At 67.9% G+C, this 14,841-nt stretch carries 16 protein-coding genes; 11 read left to right on the forward strand and 5 right to left on the reverse strand.

Annotation, left to right across the window (positions count from 1 at the left end):
- The first annotated feature begins 27 nt into the window (after positions 1-27).
- The 11 genes from H5407_RS15015 (at position 28) to fliR (ending at position 8,822) form a co-directional block, all read left to right on the forward strand.
- Complete coding sequence (locus H5407_RS15015; RefSeq protein ID WP_183105275.1) at positions 28-822, forward strand: FliH/SctL family protein; 795 nt, start codon at positions 28-30, stop codon at positions 820-822.
- On the forward strand, positions 819-2,255 hold the full coding sequence (gene fliI, locus H5407_RS15020) for a flagellar protein export ATPase FliI (protein WP_183105276.1): 1,437 nt from the start codon (positions 819-821) through the stop codon (positions 2,253-2,255). The genes H5407_RS15015 and fliI overlap by 4 nt, the downstream gene beginning before the upstream one ends.
- Before the next feature lie 34 nt (positions 2,256-2,289).
- The gene (fliJ, locus tag H5407_RS15025) at positions 2,290-2,763 is read left to right on the forward strand and encodes a flagellar export protein FliJ (RefSeq protein ID WP_183105277.1); all 474 of its coding nucleotides are present in this window, start codon (positions 2,290-2,292) and stop codon (positions 2,761-2,763) included.
- A 46-nt stretch (positions 2,764-2,809) separates the two neighbouring features.
- The gene (locus tag H5407_RS15030; RefSeq protein ID WP_183105278.1) at positions 2,810-4,306 is read left to right on the forward strand and encodes a flagellar hook-length control protein FliK; all 1,497 of its coding nucleotides are present in this window, start codon (positions 2,810-2,812) and stop codon (positions 4,304-4,306) included.
- Positions 4,307-4,480: 174 nt separating this feature from the next.
- Positions 4,481-5,077, forward strand: a complete 597-nt coding sequence (gene fliL / locus H5407_RS15035; RefSeq protein ID WP_183105279.1) for a flagellar basal body-associated protein FliL — start codon at positions 4,481-4,483, stop codon at positions 5,075-5,077.
- Positions 5,078-5,101: 24 nt separating this feature from the next.
- Positions 5,102-6,106 carry a flagellar motor switch protein FliM gene (fliM, locus tag H5407_RS15040; protein WP_183105280.1) on the forward strand — a complete coding sequence of 335 codons (1,005 nt, stop codon included), beginning with the start codon at positions 5,102-5,104 and terminating at the stop codon, positions 6,104-6,106.
- Positions 6,107-6,116: 10 nt separating this feature from the next.
- A complete protein-coding gene (fliN, locus tag H5407_RS15045) occupies positions 6,117-6,536 on the forward strand; it encodes a flagellar motor switch protein FliN (RefSeq protein WP_183105281.1) in 420 nt (139 codons plus the stop codon).
- Between the two features lie 121 nt (positions 6,537-6,657).
- Positions 6,658-7,005: a flagellar biosynthetic protein FliO gene (locus tag H5407_RS15050; RefSeq protein ID WP_183105282.1), complete on the forward strand. Its 348-nt coding sequence runs from the start codon at positions 6,658-6,660 to the stop codon at positions 7,003-7,005.
- Positions 6,995-7,756 (forward strand): flagellar type III secretion system pore protein FliP, encoded by a 762-nt coding sequence (gene fliP, locus H5407_RS15055; protein WP_183105283.1) that lies wholly within the window; start codon positions 6,995-6,997, stop codon positions 7,754-7,756. Before H5407_RS15050 ends, fliP begins: the two co-directional genes overlap by 11 nt.
- 13 nt (positions 7,757-7,769) lie before the next feature.
- On the forward strand, positions 7,770-8,039 hold the full coding sequence (fliQ, locus tag H5407_RS15060) for a flagellar biosynthesis protein FliQ (RefSeq protein ID WP_183105284.1): 270 nt from the start codon (positions 7,770-7,772) through the stop codon (positions 8,037-8,039).
- A gap of 18 nt (positions 8,040-8,057) precedes the next feature.
- Positions 8,058-8,822 (forward strand): flagellar biosynthetic protein FliR, encoded by a 765-nt coding sequence (fliR, locus tag H5407_RS15065; protein WP_183105285.1) that lies wholly within the window; start codon positions 8,058-8,060, stop codon positions 8,820-8,822.
- A 48-nt stretch (positions 8,823-8,870) separates the two neighbouring features.
- On the opposite strand, the gene H5407_RS15070 is transcribed toward fliR, so the two are convergent.
- Genes H5407_RS15070 through H5407_RS15090 form a run of 5 tightly spaced genes read right to left on the reverse strand, consistent with a single transcriptional unit; the run spans position 8,871 to position 14,596 of the window.
- Positions 8,871-9,389, reverse strand: coding sequence for a YfiR family protein (locus tag H5407_RS15070; protein ID WP_183105286.1), 519 nt, complete (start codon positions 9,387-9,389; stop codon positions 8,871-8,873).
- On the reverse strand, positions 9,386-11,419 hold the full coding sequence (locus H5407_RS15075) for a TonB-dependent siderophore receptor (RefSeq protein WP_183105287.1): 2,034 nt from the start codon (positions 11,417-11,419) through the stop codon (positions 9,386-9,388). Before H5407_RS15075 ends, H5407_RS15070 begins: the two co-directional genes overlap by 4 nt.
- Positions 11,409-12,749, reverse strand: a complete 1,341-nt coding sequence (locus tag H5407_RS15080) for a sensor domain-containing diguanylate cyclase (protein WP_255501258.1) — start codon at positions 12,747-12,749, stop codon at positions 11,409-11,411. The genes H5407_RS15075 and H5407_RS15080 overlap by 11 nt, the downstream gene beginning before the upstream one ends.
- Positions 12,750-12,797: 48 nt before the next feature.
- Positions 12,798-13,445: a response regulator transcription factor gene (locus tag H5407_RS15085; protein ID WP_183105288.1), complete on the reverse strand. Its 648-nt coding sequence runs from the start codon at positions 13,443-13,445 to the stop codon at positions 12,798-12,800.
- Positions 13,442-14,596 carry a response regulator gene (locus H5407_RS15090; protein ID WP_183105289.1) on the reverse strand — a complete coding sequence of 385 codons (1,155 nt, stop codon included), beginning with the start codon at positions 14,594-14,596 and terminating at the stop codon, positions 13,442-13,444. The genes H5407_RS15085 and H5407_RS15090 overlap by 4 nt, the downstream gene beginning before the upstream one ends.
- Positions 14,597-14,841 lie beyond the last annotated feature (245 nt).

Raw genomic sequence — 14,841 nt, forward strand, 5'->3', positions numbered from 1 at the left:
GGACACCGCCTTCACCGAATGCCCTGAATGTTCACCATGCCGCCTCGCCCGCCTCGCCAAGTTCCACCGCCGGTGCGCCCCGAAGGCAGCCCGGCGCGCACCAGCCACTACAGCCGCTTCATCCCCCGGGAGGAACTGCAGGGCTTCTCCAGCTGGAACCCGGATGCCTTCCACGGTGCGCCGGAGAGCAAGCCCACCTACACCGCCACCGCCGCCCCCGAACCCGCTGCGGCCGAAGCGCCGCTGGAACCGGAGGCGCCCAACATCGAGGAACTGCTCAGCGCCGCACGCCAGGGCGGCTACCAGGACGGCTACCGCGACGGCATGGAGGCCCTGGACGCCTTCAAGAAGAGCTTTGCTCAGCAGATGAGCGCCCAGATCGGCGAGCTGGTAAGAAACTTCAGTGCTGACTTCGAGGACATGGAAGCCCGCATGGCAGAGACCCTGGCGCGCTGCGCTGTCGAGCTGGCCCGCCAGGTCGTGCGCACCGAGCTGCAGCAGCAGCCCGAGGCCATCGCCCGCGTGGCCCATGACGCCGTCGAAGCCCTGCTGATCTCGGCCCGCCACATCCGCGTTCGCGTCCACCCCGAGGACCTGCCCCTCGTCGAGCAGGGCGCGGGCGAGGAGCTGAAGGCCCGCGAGGCCCAGCTGATCCCCGACCCCGCCGTCGCCCGCGGCGGCTGCAAGGTGGACTCCGACATCTCCAGCGTTGATGCCTCCCTGCCCGCCCGCTGGCAGCAGGTGATGGCCGCCATGGGCCAGCACTCGCTGTGGGAAGACCGCCGTGGCGGCGCCGAGCTGCAAGAGGACGGTGCCACATGAGGAACGACAGCATCGAGCGCCTCTCGCGCTGGGACCAGTACCTCGACGACATGCAGGCCTTCGCCGCTGCCCCCGTGGCCCTGGAGCCTCAGGGCAAGCTGGTGCGCGTCGCCGGCCTGGTGCTGGAGGCGACCGGCGTGCGCGTGCCCGTGGGCTCGGTGTGCCAGATCCACATGCCCAGCTCGGCGGCCAATCCGCGCCGTGGTCAGGCCCCTGTCAATGCCGAGGTCGTGGGCTTCTCCGGCGACCGTGCCTACCTGATGCCCACCGACGAGGTCCATGGCCTCTCCAGCGGGGCCATGGTCGTGCCCCGCCCCGCGGCCCTGCACGGGCCCCTGCTGGGCCAGCAGCGCCATCCCTGGCGCCGCGACGAGGACCGCGGCCTGCACCTGCCCATGGGCGACGGTCTGCTGGGCCGCGTGGTCGATTCCCACGGCCACCCGCTGGACCGGCGCGGCCCGCTGGAAGACGTGCACCCGGAGCCCATGGTGCGCCGACCCATCAATGCCATGGACCGCGACCCTGTGCGCACCCCGTTGGACACCGGCGTGCGTTCCATCAACGCCATGCTCACCGTGGGCCGCGGCCAGCGCCTGGGCCTCTTCGCCGGCACCGGCGTCGGCAAGTCCGTGCTGCTGGGCATGATGGCCCGCTACACGCAGGCCGATGTCATCGTGGTGGGCCTGATCGGCGAGCGCGGCCGCGAGGTGAAGGAATTCATCGAGGACATCCTGGGCGATGACGGCCTGGCCCGCTCGGTGGTTGTCGCCGCGCCGGCCGACGCTCCGCCGCTGCTGCGCATGCAGGGCGCCACCTATGCCACCGCCATCGCCGAGCACTTCCGTGACCGCGGCCTGCATGTGCTGCTGCTGATGGATTCGCTCACCCGCTATGCCATGGCCCAGCGCGAGATCGCCCTGGCCATCGGCGAACCACCGGCGACCAAGGGCTATCCGCCCAGCTGCTTCGCCAAGCTGCCGCAACTGGTGGAGCGCAGCGGCAACGGTATGGCCGGTGGTGGATCCATCACGGCCTTTTACACCGTGCTCTCGGAGGGCGATGACCAGCAGGACCCCATCGCCGATGCGGCCCGCGGCATCCTGGACGGCCACATCGTGCTCTCGCGCGAGCTGGCCGAGGCCGGCCACTATCCGGCCATCGACATCGAACGCTCGATCTCGCGGGTGATGAGCAACGTGGCCAAGCCCGCTCACGTGGTCTGTGCTCGTCGCTTCCGCCAGCTCTGGACCAAGCACAACAAGGCCCGCGACTTGCTGCAGCTGGGCGCCTATGTGCCGGGCCATGACCACGAACTCGACCTGGCCGTGCGCCTGCACCCAGAGATGGTCCAGCTGCTGCAGCAGGACATGCACCAACCAGCCGGACTCGTGAGCAGCATCGACCAGCTCGAAAAACTGGTCAATGTTTCCTGAAATCGGCCGATAGTCCCAAGACGGAGAAACTTTCATGAGCGCTCAATCCCTGCAAGCCCTGGATGTGCTGCTGGAACGTGCCGAAGCCGAACGCGACGAGGCCCTGGGCCTGCTGCGCGACGCCGAGGCGCGGGCCGGTGCCCTGCGCCAGCAGCATGAGCAGCTCGCGCAATACCGCACGGAATACCGCACGCGCTGGACCCAGAGCTTCGCCCGCAGCACAACGGTGGAGATCCTGAGCTGCTACCAGAGCTTTGGCGGGCGCCTGGACCAGGCCATCAGCCAGCAGGACCTGCTCAGCTGCCAGGCCGAGCAGCGGCTGGCCCTGATCCGTGAACAACTGCGTGAACGTGAGCTGCGCGTGGCCTCGGTGCGCAAGCTGCTGGAACGCCGCCGCCAGGAGGCGCGCCGCAGCCAGGAACGCCAGGAGCAGAAGGCCACCGACGAGCAGGCCGCCCGCGCCCTGCGCCACGCCGCCTTCGGTGCCGCCCTGCGCCTCGGACATTGACCCCGTGCCGCCGGCCCCCACGGCGGCCGGCCCGAAAGGATCTCCCATGAACAAGATGATGTTGACGCCCTCGGCCGGCAGCGCACGGTCGGCCACTGCAGACCTGCTGAGCCAACTGGGCTCGGCCCGCGGCGGCCAGGACGGCGAGGCTTCGGCGGCATTTGCACAGCTGCTGCAGGCCAAGGGGGGCACGGTGTCAGTAGCCCCTGTCACGCTTAGCCCGCGCCAGCCCGCCTCGCCTGGCAACCCACCCCCAACACCGCTGCCGGGCAGCAGCCAGGTGGCCGCACCTGCGCCGCGCGCAGCGGCGCCGGCCCCCTCGCCTGCCAAGCTGGAGGGTGAGACGTCGCGCAGCGCTGCCAGCGATCAGGCCCGACGCCTGGAAGCCCGAGCGGCCGGACGGCGCACGGCCGAGGCCCAGACCAGGGACAGGCAAGGACAGGCCGCGAACGGCACCAAGGCCACGGCCGAGACGAGCGAAGCGGACGCGCAAGATCCGGTGCTGGCCCAGGTGCTGCGACACCTGCGCAAGGATGACAGCCCGGCCGACGCCGAACTCGACCCCGCCGCAGCCCAGGACAGCGCCACCGAGGCACAGGACAAGCCCGCGGACGCCAGCCTGACTGCGGCCGTGCCCCAGGCCCAAATCCCTGCCCAAATCCCTGCCCAAGACGCTCAGAAGCCTCTGCCCGCCGGGGATGCCGCCCTGGCACCAGCCGCCCCCCTGGGCCGTCATGCCGCGCTGAACGCCGATGGCGACGGCGGCCAGGGCGGACAGGCGGAGGGCGCGCGAATTCCGGCCGCCGGTGACGGCAAGGCCTCCGAGCTCCCTGCCGGGACGCTCGGCGCTGCTGCGGCACAGGCACAGCCCCAGGGCCCGGCCGGTGCACGCTCGGCGCAAGAGCTGTCAGCCCGTCCGGACGAGAACGCGCGGGCCCTGGATGCCACGGCGCAGGCCGCCAAGGCCGGTGACGGCCCCGCACACGACACGGCTGCGCTGCCTGCCGGCTTCGCGGGGATGCTGCACCAGGCGCAGGCCGGTGCCTTGCAGGAACGCGGCACGGCTGCCGCCGCGGCGGCCGGCGCGCGCTACGAACTGCAGTCGCCGCTGCACAGTCCGGGCTTTGCACCGGAGATGGCCGCGCGCCTGAGCCTGGCCGCTGCCGAAGGCGTGCAGCAGGCCCAGCTGCACCTGAACCCGTCCGAAATGGGGCCGGTGCAGGTGCAGATCGTGCTGGACGGCCAGCAGGCCCAGATCAGCTTCGTGGCCGAGCAGGCCGACACCCGTGCCGTGCTTGAGAAGCGCCTGCCGGAGCTGGCCGGCGCGCTGCGTGATCAGGGCCTCACGCTCAGCGGTGGCGGTGTGTTCAGCCAGCAGCAGCAGGCGCAGTCCGGTCAGGCGGACCGCGACGGCAGCGCTTCAGGGGGGCGCTGGACGGCGGCCGCTGCAGACCGCATGCCTGGGGACGACAGTGTCCCGACGCAGCAGCACAGCGCAACCCAAGCCCGCCGCAGCCGCGGTGTCCTGGACCTCTTCGCCTGAGGGCCTGAACGCTGGCTGGAGCTTGCCAGGCGGATCCTGAGGAGTCATGACGGGTCTTTTGCACGCTTTTCCACCGCTTATTGCCATATGCCAATCCGCCATTCGTCCGAATAATTGATCCTGATGGCCCCATGGCGCGCGCAGCGCAGGGGCCCGTAGATCCAAGGAGTCTTCATGGCCACACCAGCCGGTGCCGAGGCCGCTGCCGCAGTGGGTGGCGGCGGTGGCAAGAAAAAGCTGATCATCATCGTTGCCGCAGTGCTGCTGCTGGTCATCATCGGCGGTGGTGCGGCGCTGATGCTGATGAAGAAGAAGCAGCATGCCGAGGACGAGGATGGCGCCGAGGCGCCCGCCGCGGCCGAGACCAGCCATGCCAAGGCCAAGCCGGGCACGCCGCCGACCTTCGTTCCGCTGGATCCCTTCACGGTCAACCTGGCCGACAAGGAAGTGGACCGCTTCGCCCAGATCGGCGTGACCCTGGAGGTGGGCGACCCCAAGACGGCGGACCAGCTCAAGGCCTATATGCCCGCCATCCGCAGCAATGTGCTGATGGTGCTGTCGCACAAGACCTCGGCCGAGTTGCTGACCCGCGAGGGCAAGGAGAAGCTGGCTCGGGAGATCCTGCGCGAGTCGGTGCGCCCCATGGGCATCGAGCTCGACGAGGAGGACGACGAGGACGCCGCCGCGACGGGCAAGAAAAAGAAGAAAAAGAAGAAGGCCGTCGAGAGCCCTGTGACGCAGGTGCTGTTCTCCACCTTCATCGTGCAGTGATGCTGCGCGAGCCGTGAGTCCGCCATGAACCAGCAGATCCTCTCCCAAGACGAAGTCGATGCACTCCTGCAGGGCATCACCGGCGAGAGCCAGAAGCTCGAGGCCGAGGAGGTCCAGCAGGGTGGCATCCGAGACTACAACCTGGCCAGCCAGGAACGCATCGTGCGTGGGCGCATGCCCACGATGGAGATCATCAACGAGCGTTTCGCCCGCAACATCCGCATCGGCCTGTTCAACTTCATCCGCAAGAGCCCCGAAGTCGCCATCGGCGGCATCAAGGTGCAGAAGTACAGCGCCTTCCTGCGCGAGATCGTGGTGCCCACGAACTTCAACATCGTCTCGGTCAAGCCCCTGCGCGGATCCGGACTGATCGTCTGCGACCCGACCCTGGTGTTCGCGGTGATTGACTCCCTCTTCGGCGGCATCGGCAAGTTCCATGCACGCATCGAGGGCCGGGACTTCTCACCCACCGAGCAGCGCGTGATCTTCCGCCTCGTGGAGGTGATCACCGCCGAGTACCACAAGGCCTGGAAGGGCATCTATCCGCTGGAGCTGGAATACCAGCGCTCAGAGATGCAGCCCCAGTTCGCCAACATCGCGACGCCCAGTGAGATCGTGGTCTCGACCTCCTTCACGCTGGAGATCGGCGAGACCAGCGGCACCGTCTATTTCTGCATCCCCTATTCCACGCTGGAGCCCATCCGCGACGTGCTGTACTCCAGCACGCAGGGCGACTCCACCGAACCCGACCGCCGCTGGGTCAATCTGCTCAAGCACCAGCTGCAATCGGCCGAGGTGGAGCTGGTGGCCGAGCTGGCCGAGGCGCCGGCCACGGTGGAGCAGCTGCTGGCCTTCAAGCCCGGCGACTTCATCGAGCTGGACCTGGAGCCAGTCATCAAGACCAAGATCGATGGCGTGCCCGTCTTCGAGGCCCACTACGGGACCTCCAACGGCAAGTACGCTCTCAAGGTAGACCAGATGCTGACTGGCCATGACCAGGGCTGGCTGGGCTCCCGCAACACAAGCTGAAGGCAGCGCCATGGACGAACAAGACGCAATGGCGGCCGAATGGGCGGCCGCACTCGCAGAAGCCAAGGGCTCCGAAGTCGCTGAGGAGGTGCAAGCCCCCACCGAGCAGGTCGCCCCCGCAAGCTTCGCCAATTTCACGCCCACCCCAGGCAACATGCCGGGCCAGGACATCAACATGATCCTGGACATCCCCGTGCAGCTGACGGTGGAGCTGGGCCGCACCCGCATCCCCATCAAGAACATCCTGCAGCTGGCGCAGGGCTCGGTGGTGGAACTGGACGCCCTGGCTGGCGAGCCTATGGATGTGCTGGTCAACGGCTACCTGATCGCGCAAGGCGAGGTGGTGGTGGTGAACGACAAGTTCGGCATCCGCCTAACCGACATCGTCACGCCCTCCGAGCGCATGCGCCGTCTCTCCAAGGGCGGCTGAGCCCGTTCGCCTGCGCAGCCCCCGCAGACACACCGGGCTGCGCCCCTTCGGCCCCTGTCGCGGGGGTTTTCCGGCGCTTTTCCAGGGACTCTGCGCCTCAAGTCCTGCCCAGAATCGGCACATGAACTCCCAAGTGCTGCCGGTCCTGTGGTTCCTGGCCATCCTCGCGCTGATCCCGCTGGCGCTGTGGCTGCTCAAGCGCAGCCCGCTGGGGCCAGGTCTTGCCAACGCTCAGATGCGCCTGGTCGCCATCCTGCCGCTGTCTCCCAGCCAGAAGCTGGTGACCGTCGAGGTGGGCGAGGGCGAGGACCGGCGCTGGCTGGTGCTGGGCGTGACCGCGCAGCAGATCCAGACCCTGCACGTGATGCCGCCCCAGGCCAGCCTGCCCGCCGCCGCGGACACCGGCAGCTTCGCGGCCCAACTGCGCCAGCGCCTGACGCGCGGCCAGGGGAGCGACCATGCGCAATGACACCCTCCTGCGCGGCGCGACGCTTCTTGCGCTGCTGCTGGCCACGGGCAGCGCCTTCGCCCAGCAAGGCAATCCGCCCCCGGCCACGCTGCCCCTGCTGATCGGCCAGGGCTCGGGCGGCAGCTATTCGGTCCCCATCCAGACACTGCTCTTCTTCACCGCCCTGGGCTTCCTGCCCGCGGTGCTGCTGATGATGACGGGCTTTACCCGCATCGTGATCGTGCTCTCGCTGATGCGCCAGGCCCTGGGCACCCAGGCGGCACCGCCCAACCAGGTCATCATCGGGCTCTCGCTGTTCCTCACCTTCTTCGTGATGAGCCCCACGCTGGACAAGGTCTACAGCGAGGCCTGGCAGCCCTACTCCGCGGGCCAGATCGGCTTCGACGAAGCCCTCAAGCGCGCCGAGGTGCCCATGCGCGGCTTCATGCTCAAGCAGACCCGCCAGGCCGACGTGGCCCTGTTCAGCCGCCTGGCCAAGCTGGAGGGCGAGGTCAAGCCCGAGGCCGTGCCCTTCCGGGTGCTGGTGCCAGCCTTCGTGACCAGCGAGCTGAAGTCGGCCTTCCAGATCGCCTTCCTGATCTTCATCCCCTTCCTGGTCATCGACATGATCGTCAGCAGTGTGCTGATGAGCCTGGGCATGATGATGCTGTCGCCGGTACTCGTCTCCCTGCCCTTCAAGCTGATGCTCTTCGTGCTGGCGGACGGCTGGAACCTGCTGCTGGGCTCGCTCGCCGCCTCCTTCGCAACATGAACTGAGTGCACCCATGGACGCCCAACAAGTCTTCACCTTCGGCCAGCAGGGCCTCTACATGCTGATGCTGGTAGCCGCGCCCGTGCTGCTGACCGTGCTGGCGGTAGGCGTGCTGGTGAGCGTGTTCCAGGCCGCCACGCAGATCAATGAGGCGACGCTGAGCTTCGTGCCCAAGGTCGTCGCGGCAGTGCTGGTGCTGGCCATCACCGGGCCCTGGATGATGACCACCCTGGTGGAGTACATCCAGCGCACCCTGCAGACCATCCCCCAGGTCGTGGGCTGAGCGCGAGACGCGGCGTCCATGGTCAGCTTCACCGAAGCACAGCTGCTGGAGTGGCTCACGCCCCTGTTGTGGCCCTTCTTCCGCACGCTGGCCCTGTTCGCCGGCATGCCGGTATTCAGCCAGCGCGCCATGCCTATGCGCTTGCGCATCGGCCTGGCCCTGCTGATCTCGGTGGCGGCGCAGCCCTCGCTGCCGCCCATGCCAGCGACGCCCCTGGACTCCGTGCCCCTGCTGCTGCTCCTGCTGGCACAGCAGCTGCTGATCGGCCTGTCCATGGGCTTCGCGGTGCGCCTGGTGTTCGCTGTACTGGAGTTCGCCGGCGAGGTCATCGGTCTGCAGATGGGCCTGAACTTCGCGGGCTTCTTCGACCCTTCCACCGGTAGCCAGGGCACATCGACCTCGCGCTTCTTCGGCTCCATGGTCGCCTTTCTCTTCATCGCGGTGAACGGCCATCTGCTGCTGATCCAAGCCCTGGTGCAGAGCTTCCAGGCCTTTCCCGTCGGACAGGCGCCCTTCGAGTTCCTGCGCGTGGCAAGGCCCCATGTCTGGGGTGCGGAAATCTTCCGCATGGGCTTCTGGATCGCCCTGCCCCTGATCACCATGCTGATGTTCGTCAACCTGGTGCTGGGCGTGATCTCGCGCGTGGCGCCGCAGATCGGCGTGTTCTCGGTGGGTTTTCCACTGACGGTAAGCATCGGCCTCATCGGCATGGTGGCCACGCTGCCGCTGATGCAGGGCCCCTTCCAGATCGTGCTGGACCGCATGCTGGCGGCCTTCTCCTGAGGCGTCAGGCAAGACCTGACCCTCTCTGGTCTTCGCCGCGTCTGCGGCTCAGCGCACCTCGCGCGCCAGCTTCAGCACCTGCGAGCTCAACGTCAGCCCGCGACGCTTGGCCTCGGTATTGTTGATGCGGAAGGTCAGCCCGTTGGGTTCCTGGGCCAGGGCGATGACGGCACCGCTGCGCAGGGCCTCGGGCGAGTCCGCGACGATCAGCACCGGGGCGTCCGTCAGGGCCTGCTGCCAGCGCAGCATCTCCTGGCGGTCCAGCATGCTCAGCACCAGCAACTGGCAGCCAGCGGCCTGCCCGACCTGGGTCAGCGTCATGACCCGCACCTGGCTGACCTCATGCTGTCGCGCTGCCAGGCTGCGCAGGGCCTCCCCCATGTCGGAGGATCCCGCCAGGCAGTAGGTGAAGTCCTTCAACGGCGGCGGGGGCCATTGGGTGAACTGCGCAAAGCGGTAGACAAAGGCCGCCTTGAGCGCCGCTTCGTCCGAGGCCTGCGCGGCTCCCGCCAGCGCGGACAGGGCGCAGGCGGGCGCAGCCAATGCCAGGCGTAGCCAGTGCCTCATCGTGAGCCCCACGCCGAGGACAGCTGCACGAACAGGGTCCGTCCGGGCGCATGCACCAGGCCGCTTCCGGGCTCGGCGATGTCGCCGTATCGCTTTTGGCCGATATTGCGCACACCCAGGCCCAGGTTCCATCCCTGATCCCAGCGCGCACTCAGGTGCAGGTGGTTCACCAGGCTGGGGCCCAGCCGTTCCGCGCCCACATGACGGGCGCCCATGGCCAGCGTCTGCCAGCCCAGGGTCCAGCGCGCATTCAGCGGCCGCTGGTACTGCAGCTTGAGCAGGTAGCGCGGCGAGTTGTCGGGGACCTGGTCCGCCGCGTCGCGCAGGCGCTGGGCCGTCAGCGCAGCCTGCAGGCGGCTGCCATCGATCCAGCGGTGCTCCAGCCCGGCATCGATGCCCACGGACTTCATCGGCCCCTCGTTTACATAGGTCAGGCCCTCATTGAGGCTGATGAGCCCCCGGAAGGTGGAACGGAACACCGACAGGCGCAGCTGCGTGCGGCGCGAGAAGGCGTGCTCGTAGACCATCTCCTGCGAGCGGACCCGCTCCTCGGAAGGCAGCCACTCCGGTGCCTCGACGAAGTAGTTCTGCGCGAACTCCATCAGGTTGGCCACACGGTAGGCGCTGCCATGCACCAGGCGCAGCCGGCGGTCGGCGTCGATCTGCCAGGTCCAGGCCAGCCGGGGGTTGAGCTGCGCACCGTCCACTCGATCGTCCCGATCGCGGCGCAGGCCCAGGGACAGGTGATGCCCCTGGCCGAGGGCCCAGTCGTCCTGGACGAACAAGCCGTTGCCGCGGCCTCCGGCCAGGAGAGTCAGCCAGGGCTCCTCACCCCAGGGTCCCAGGTAGATCTGCTGGACCTGGTCCTGCTGGGTGTCCCAGCCGACCATGAGGCGATGCCCGGCCCATTGCGAGAGCCCCAGGCGTACGCTGGCGTTGACCCAGCGGCCATCATTGACGGTGCGCCAGACGCTGCGGCGGCCCTTCTCGTCGAGATAGGGCTGGCGGCCTTCGACGCGGGTCCGCTTGCCGGAGATGTCCAGCGAAAGGTCGGTGCTCGGCCCCAGGGCGAATTCCTGGCTGAGCGCCAGCATGCTGTTGCGGTAGTAGGACTCGCGCTTGACCAGCCCCAGCTCGGGCTTGCGCCTGTCCAGCCAGACAGCGCTGCCCAGCGTGCGCTCGGAATGCCCGCCGCGGATGGACAGCCCCTTGTGGGTGTAGCCCCCGAACAGGCGCTGCACGCGCTCGGAGTTCAGCGACTGGATGGCGTCGAAGAGCGCCGGCGGCACGTCAAAGGCCAGGGGCAGGCGCGCCTGCTCCACCAGCGACAGTCCCAGCATGGCCTCCTGCCCTTCGATGCCCCTCGCCGCCCAGCTCAGCTGCGCCTCCCTGCGGTCGGTGCTGTCCACCGTCAGGCCGGCGCGCCAGCCCAGCAGCTTGTCCGCCCGCTTGGGAATCACGTTGATCACACCCAGGAAGGCATTGTTCCCATACACGGCGGAGCCAGGCCCAGGCGTGAACTCCACGCGCTCGATCCACTGGACATCGAGGTAGAACTCGGGGCCGATCAGGGCCGCGTCCGTGGTGTTCTCGTTGACCCGCACGCCATCGATCATCAGCAGCACGCGGGAGTTGAAATCGCCCGGCCGCCCCAGACCGCGGGCACCGACGAAGCTGAAGTTGGCATTGCTGGTGATGTAGAGGCCTGGCATGGCATCCAGCACCTCGCGCAGGCTGCGCAGGCCCAGCTTGGAGATGTCCTGCTCGGTCAGTACATAGGTCAGCGCCGAGGTCTCGGCCGTCTGCGCAAAGCGAGAGGCCGTCGAAACCTGGACGGCCTTGGGCAGCACGGTCAGGCCCTGCTTGAGCAGGTCTTCAAGGCTCGGCGGCTCCGCTTGAGCCGGCTTGCCTTCCTCGGCGCCGGCGATCCCCGCGATACCGAGCCAGCACAACAGGCCCAGGCGGCACAGCAAGGCGCCGCAGCGCGAGCCGCTCGCCGCCCTGCGGGTTTGGGATTGATCATGCATCATGGCTGTTGACCTTGCCGGCCTGGCGATAGGTGTTCTTGCCCGCCCGCTTGGCGGCGTACATGGCGGCATCGGCCTGCCCCAGCAGGCCGGCGGCGTCGTCGGCGTCGTCGGGGAAGCTGGCCACACCCACCGTGGCCCCCACCTGCACGGGCTGGCCGTTGATCAGGATGGGGTCGCGGACCACGGCAATGAGCCGCTGGGCCAGGGTCGTCACCACGCCCTCCGGGCCCAGGCCCGGCAGGATCAGGGCAAACTCGTCGCCGCCCAAGCGGCAAAGCACGTCACTGCTGCGCAGCACGGCGCTCATGCGACGCGACACTTCGACCAGCACCTGGTCTCCGGCCTCATGACCATGGCTGTCGTTGACGAGCTTGAAGTTGTCCAGGTCGATGAACATCAGGGACAGGTGATCCTTTTGATCACGGCCGTGGGCCAGCAGGCGCTGCAGTGCAGACTGGAAGTACAGGCGATTGGGCAGCCGGGTCAGGCTGTCCTCATGGGCCAGGCGCTGGTACTGCTGACCGGCCTCCTGCTCCTCGCGCAACTGGCGGTTCAACTCGGTCTGCCAGGCCTCGGCCCGGCGCAGCAGCTGGTTGAAGCGTTCCGTGAGGCGCCCGACTTCGTCCGGGTGGTGCACGCGGGCCCGCCGGCTGTAGTTCTGGTCCGCCGCGACCTGCTCCGCCAGACGGGACAACTCCACCAGTGGCCACAGTGCGCGGCGCTGCACATAGCCCAGGGCGCGCGAGGCCACCAGGATTCCCGCCGCCATCAGAAGTGCGGCCATGATGATGGCCTGCTGCAACTGCTGCCGCAGGGCGTGCAGACTCTCGCGCATGTACAGCACGCCAACCCGCTCGCCCCGCAGCTGGACGGGGATCCAGACGCGCAGCTGCTGTGCGTCGGCCTCGTGGCGAGCGCCCGCCAGCTTCACCGCTTCGCTGACCAGCAGGTCCGAGCGCTGGCCTGGCGCCTCCCAATGGGCGAAGAGCTGGCCGTCCGTCAGCAGGACCTGCAGCTCCAATACGTCGTCTCTGCGGATGAAGGACTGCAGCTCCGCACGCGCGGCATCGCGGTCCTCGAACACCAGCATGGGAGCCAGGCTGTTGGCCAGCACCTGTGCGCTGGCCTGCGCCAAACGGGCCTGGCGCTCCTGCGCCGAGAACCAGGCGGCCGTCGCGATCAGGAGGAAGCACAGCAGCAAGGTGGACACCAGCACTGCCAGGTTCCACCGCGTCAGGCGAGCCACCAGCGACGCCGAATGCAACGACGCCGGCGCATCGCGCAAGGCATCGCCCGCAGGCATCGTGGAAGGGTTGTTCTTGGCTTGCATGCAGGTGGACAGGCACGGGCGCCTCAACGCCCGGCAGCAGCCCCTGCGTCAGTTGGCGACCAGGCCGTTGCGGATGGCGTAGACGGTCAGTTCCGAATTGTTGCTGAGGCCGAGCTTCTCCAGCACGCGGGCGCGATAAACGCTCACCGTCTTGGGGCTCAATGTCAATTCCTCCGCAATATCGGAGAGGCGCTTTCCCGACGCGATCATCACGAGAGTCTGCAGTTCGCGATCGGAAAGCTTCTGGTGGGCCTGCTCGGTGACGGGCGCGGTCAGGCTTTCCACCAGCATCTGCGCGATCTCGGGCGTGACATATTTCCGCCCCTGGGCCACGGTACGCACCGCCTGCACCAGCTGCTGCGGATCGCCGCCCTTGTTGACGTAGCCGAAGGCGCCGGCCCTCAGGGCACGGATGGCGTACTGGTCTTCCGGGTACATGGAGACGATCAGCACCCGCAAGGCGCTACCCTCGTCCTTCAGCACATGCAGCACGTCCAGGCCACTGCGGCCAGGCATGTTGATGTCCAGGACCAGCACGTCGCAGGCTGGCGGATCGCCCAGACCTCGCAGCAGGGTGCGCAACTCGCCGTAATCCCCGGCCTCGCCGATGACATCGATGTCGGAAGCGTCCGCCAACGTGTCCCGGATGCCCCGACGGATCAGGGCGTGGTCGTCACAGAGAATCACTTTGATCATAGGTTGCCCCACACCGAGGGGTCGTGCGCGCTGGTGTCACCCGCGTCCTCGCCGTCGTCCTGGACCTGCGCGATCGCGTCCGGCTCGAGCGGGATGGTCAGGATCAGACTGGTGCCCTTGGCGCTGCTGCTGAGGTCCACCCAGCCGCCCACGGTCGCGGCCCGCTCGTGCAGGCCCCGGATTCCGAAGCTGCGCGTCTTGGCCAGATCCTGGGGCGCCATGCCGCGTCCATTGTCACGCAGCTCCAGTGTCAGCACGCCGGCATCAAGGCTGAGCTCGATGTCCACCCGGCTCGCCTGTGCGTGCTTGGAGACATTGGTCAGCGCCTCCTGAGCGCAGCGGTAGGCGACCAGGGGCACGCCGGCCGGCAACTGCAGCTGCTCCTGCGGCGTCCGCAGGCTGACCTGGATGCCAGTGCGGCGCTCGAAGCGCGCCGCCATCCACTGCAGGGCGGCCACCAGGCCCTGTTCCAGGATGGCGGGGCGCAGGTTGTGCATGATGCGCTGGCTGGCTTCGATCGCCTGGCTGACCGTCTCGAGAGCTGAGGCCACCCGCAGCTGGACCGCCGGCTCGCTCACATGGCGAGCCAGCCAGGCCAGGTCGAACTTCAGCGCGGTCAGGGAGCCGCCGACGTCATCGTGGATCTCGCGGGCGATCGCGGCCCGCTCCATCTCGATGCTGGTCTGCAGATGCCCAGCCAGCTCGTGTAGGCGCTGCTTGCTGCGCCGCAAGGCCCGGTCGGCCTCCATGCGCGCACGCTCGGATTCGCTGGCCTCGATGGCATGCAGCAGCGCCGGTGCCAGGCGAGTGAGATTGTTCTTGAGCAGGTAGTCGGAGGCGCCTGTCTTCATCGCGGCGACGGCGGTGTCCTCGCCGATCTCGCCGGAAACCAGGATGAAGGGCAGCAGCTGGTGACGCTCCTTGAGCAGGGCCAGCACCTGCAGGCCCGAGAAGCCGGGCAGGTTGAAGTCCGAGATGATGGCGTCCCAGCGCTCGTCCAGGGCCGCATTGACGGCAGCCAGGCTGTCAAGGCGGCACAGCTCCACCTGCAGGCCGGCGCGGGCCAGCTCGACGGCGATCAGATGATGATCCAGCTCGGAATCCTCGACATGGAGGACTCTCAGCTGACGCTCGGGACTCGGCTTGGACATGGGCGGGAGTATGCCAATGGCTGGTCCCCCTCCCAGGAGCATTGCCTGCTGGAAAACGACAGTCAGCGGGTGACAAAACAGCAAACAAAGGGTTAACCCTAGGCTCAATATGAGAACTATTGGCCGAAGGATGGAAATAGCCCAAGTTTGAACAACAAGTCCTGTCGACATCGCCACAAGAAATGCCGAAGATCGCGTCATGAACACATGGCTCGGAAAGGTCGGACGGGGACTCCTCGCTCGAT

The organism is Mitsuaria sp. WAJ17, assembly GCF_014174515.1.
Lineage (GTDB): Bacteria > Pseudomonadota > Gammaproteobacteria > Burkholderiales > Burkholderiaceae_C > Roseateles_B.

What these genes read in the sequence shown, in the direction of transcription:
- fliN (WP_183105281.1), top strand. Translation starts at nt 6,117, where the DNA reads ATGGACGAACAAGACGCAATGGCGGCCGAATGGGCGGCCGCACTCGCA.
- fliP (WP_183105283.1), top strand. Translation starts at nt 6,995, where the DNA reads ATGCGCAATGACACCCTCCTGCGCGGCGCGACGCTTCTTGCGCTGCTG.
- H5407_RS15075 (WP_183105287.1), bottom strand. Translation starts at nt 11,419, where the DNA reads ATGATGCATGATCAATCCCAAACCCGCAGGGCGGCGAGCGGCTCGCGC.
- fliM (WP_183105280.1), top strand. Translation starts at nt 5,102, where the DNA reads ATGAACCAGCAGATCCTCTCCCAAGACGAAGTCGATGCACTCCTGCAG.
- H5407_RS15070 (WP_183105286.1), bottom strand. Translation starts at nt 9,389, where the DNA reads ATGAGGCACTGGCTACGCCTGGCATTGGCTGCGCCCGCCTGCGCCCTG.
- H5407_RS15015 (WP_183105275.1), top strand. Translation starts at nt 28, where the DNA reads ATGTTCACCATGCCGCCTCGCCCGCCTCGCCAAGTTCCACCGCCGGTG.
- fliI (WP_183105276.1), top strand. Translation starts at nt 819, where the DNA reads ATGAGGAACGACAGCATCGAGCGCCTCTCGCGCTGGGACCAGTACCTC.
- H5407_RS15080 (WP_255501258.1), bottom strand. Translation starts at nt 12,749, where the DNA reads ATGCAAGCCAAGAACAACCCTTCCACGATGCCTGCGGGCGATGCCTTG.
- H5407_RS15050 (WP_183105282.1), top strand. Translation starts at nt 6,658, where the DNA reads ATGAACTCCCAAGTGCTGCCGGTCCTGTGGTTCCTGGCCATCCTCGCG.
- fliJ (WP_183105277.1), top strand. Translation starts at nt 2,290, where the DNA reads ATGAGCGCTCAATCCCTGCAAGCCCTGGATGTGCTGCTGGAACGTGCC.
- fliL (WP_183105279.1), top strand. Translation starts at nt 4,481, where the DNA reads ATGGCCACACCAGCCGGTGCCGAGGCCGCTGCCGCAGTGGGTGGCGGC.
- H5407_RS15030 (WP_183105278.1), top strand. Translation starts at nt 2,810, where the DNA reads ATGAACAAGATGATGTTGACGCCCTCGGCCGGCAGCGCACGGTCGGCC.
- H5407_RS15085 (WP_183105288.1), bottom strand. Translation starts at nt 13,445, where the DNA reads ATGATCAAAGTGATTCTCTGTGACGACCACGCCCTGATCCGTCGGGGC.
- fliR (WP_183105285.1), top strand. Translation starts at nt 8,058, where the DNA reads ATGGTCAGCTTCACCGAAGCACAGCTGCTGGAGTGGCTCACGCCCCTG.
- fliQ (WP_183105284.1), top strand. Translation starts at nt 7,770, where the DNA reads ATGGACGCCCAACAAGTCTTCACCTTCGGCCAGCAGGGCCTCTACATG.
- H5407_RS15090 (WP_183105289.1), bottom strand. Translation starts at nt 14,596, where the DNA reads ATGTCCAAGCCGAGTCCCGAGCGTCAGCTGAGAGTCCTCCATGTCGAG.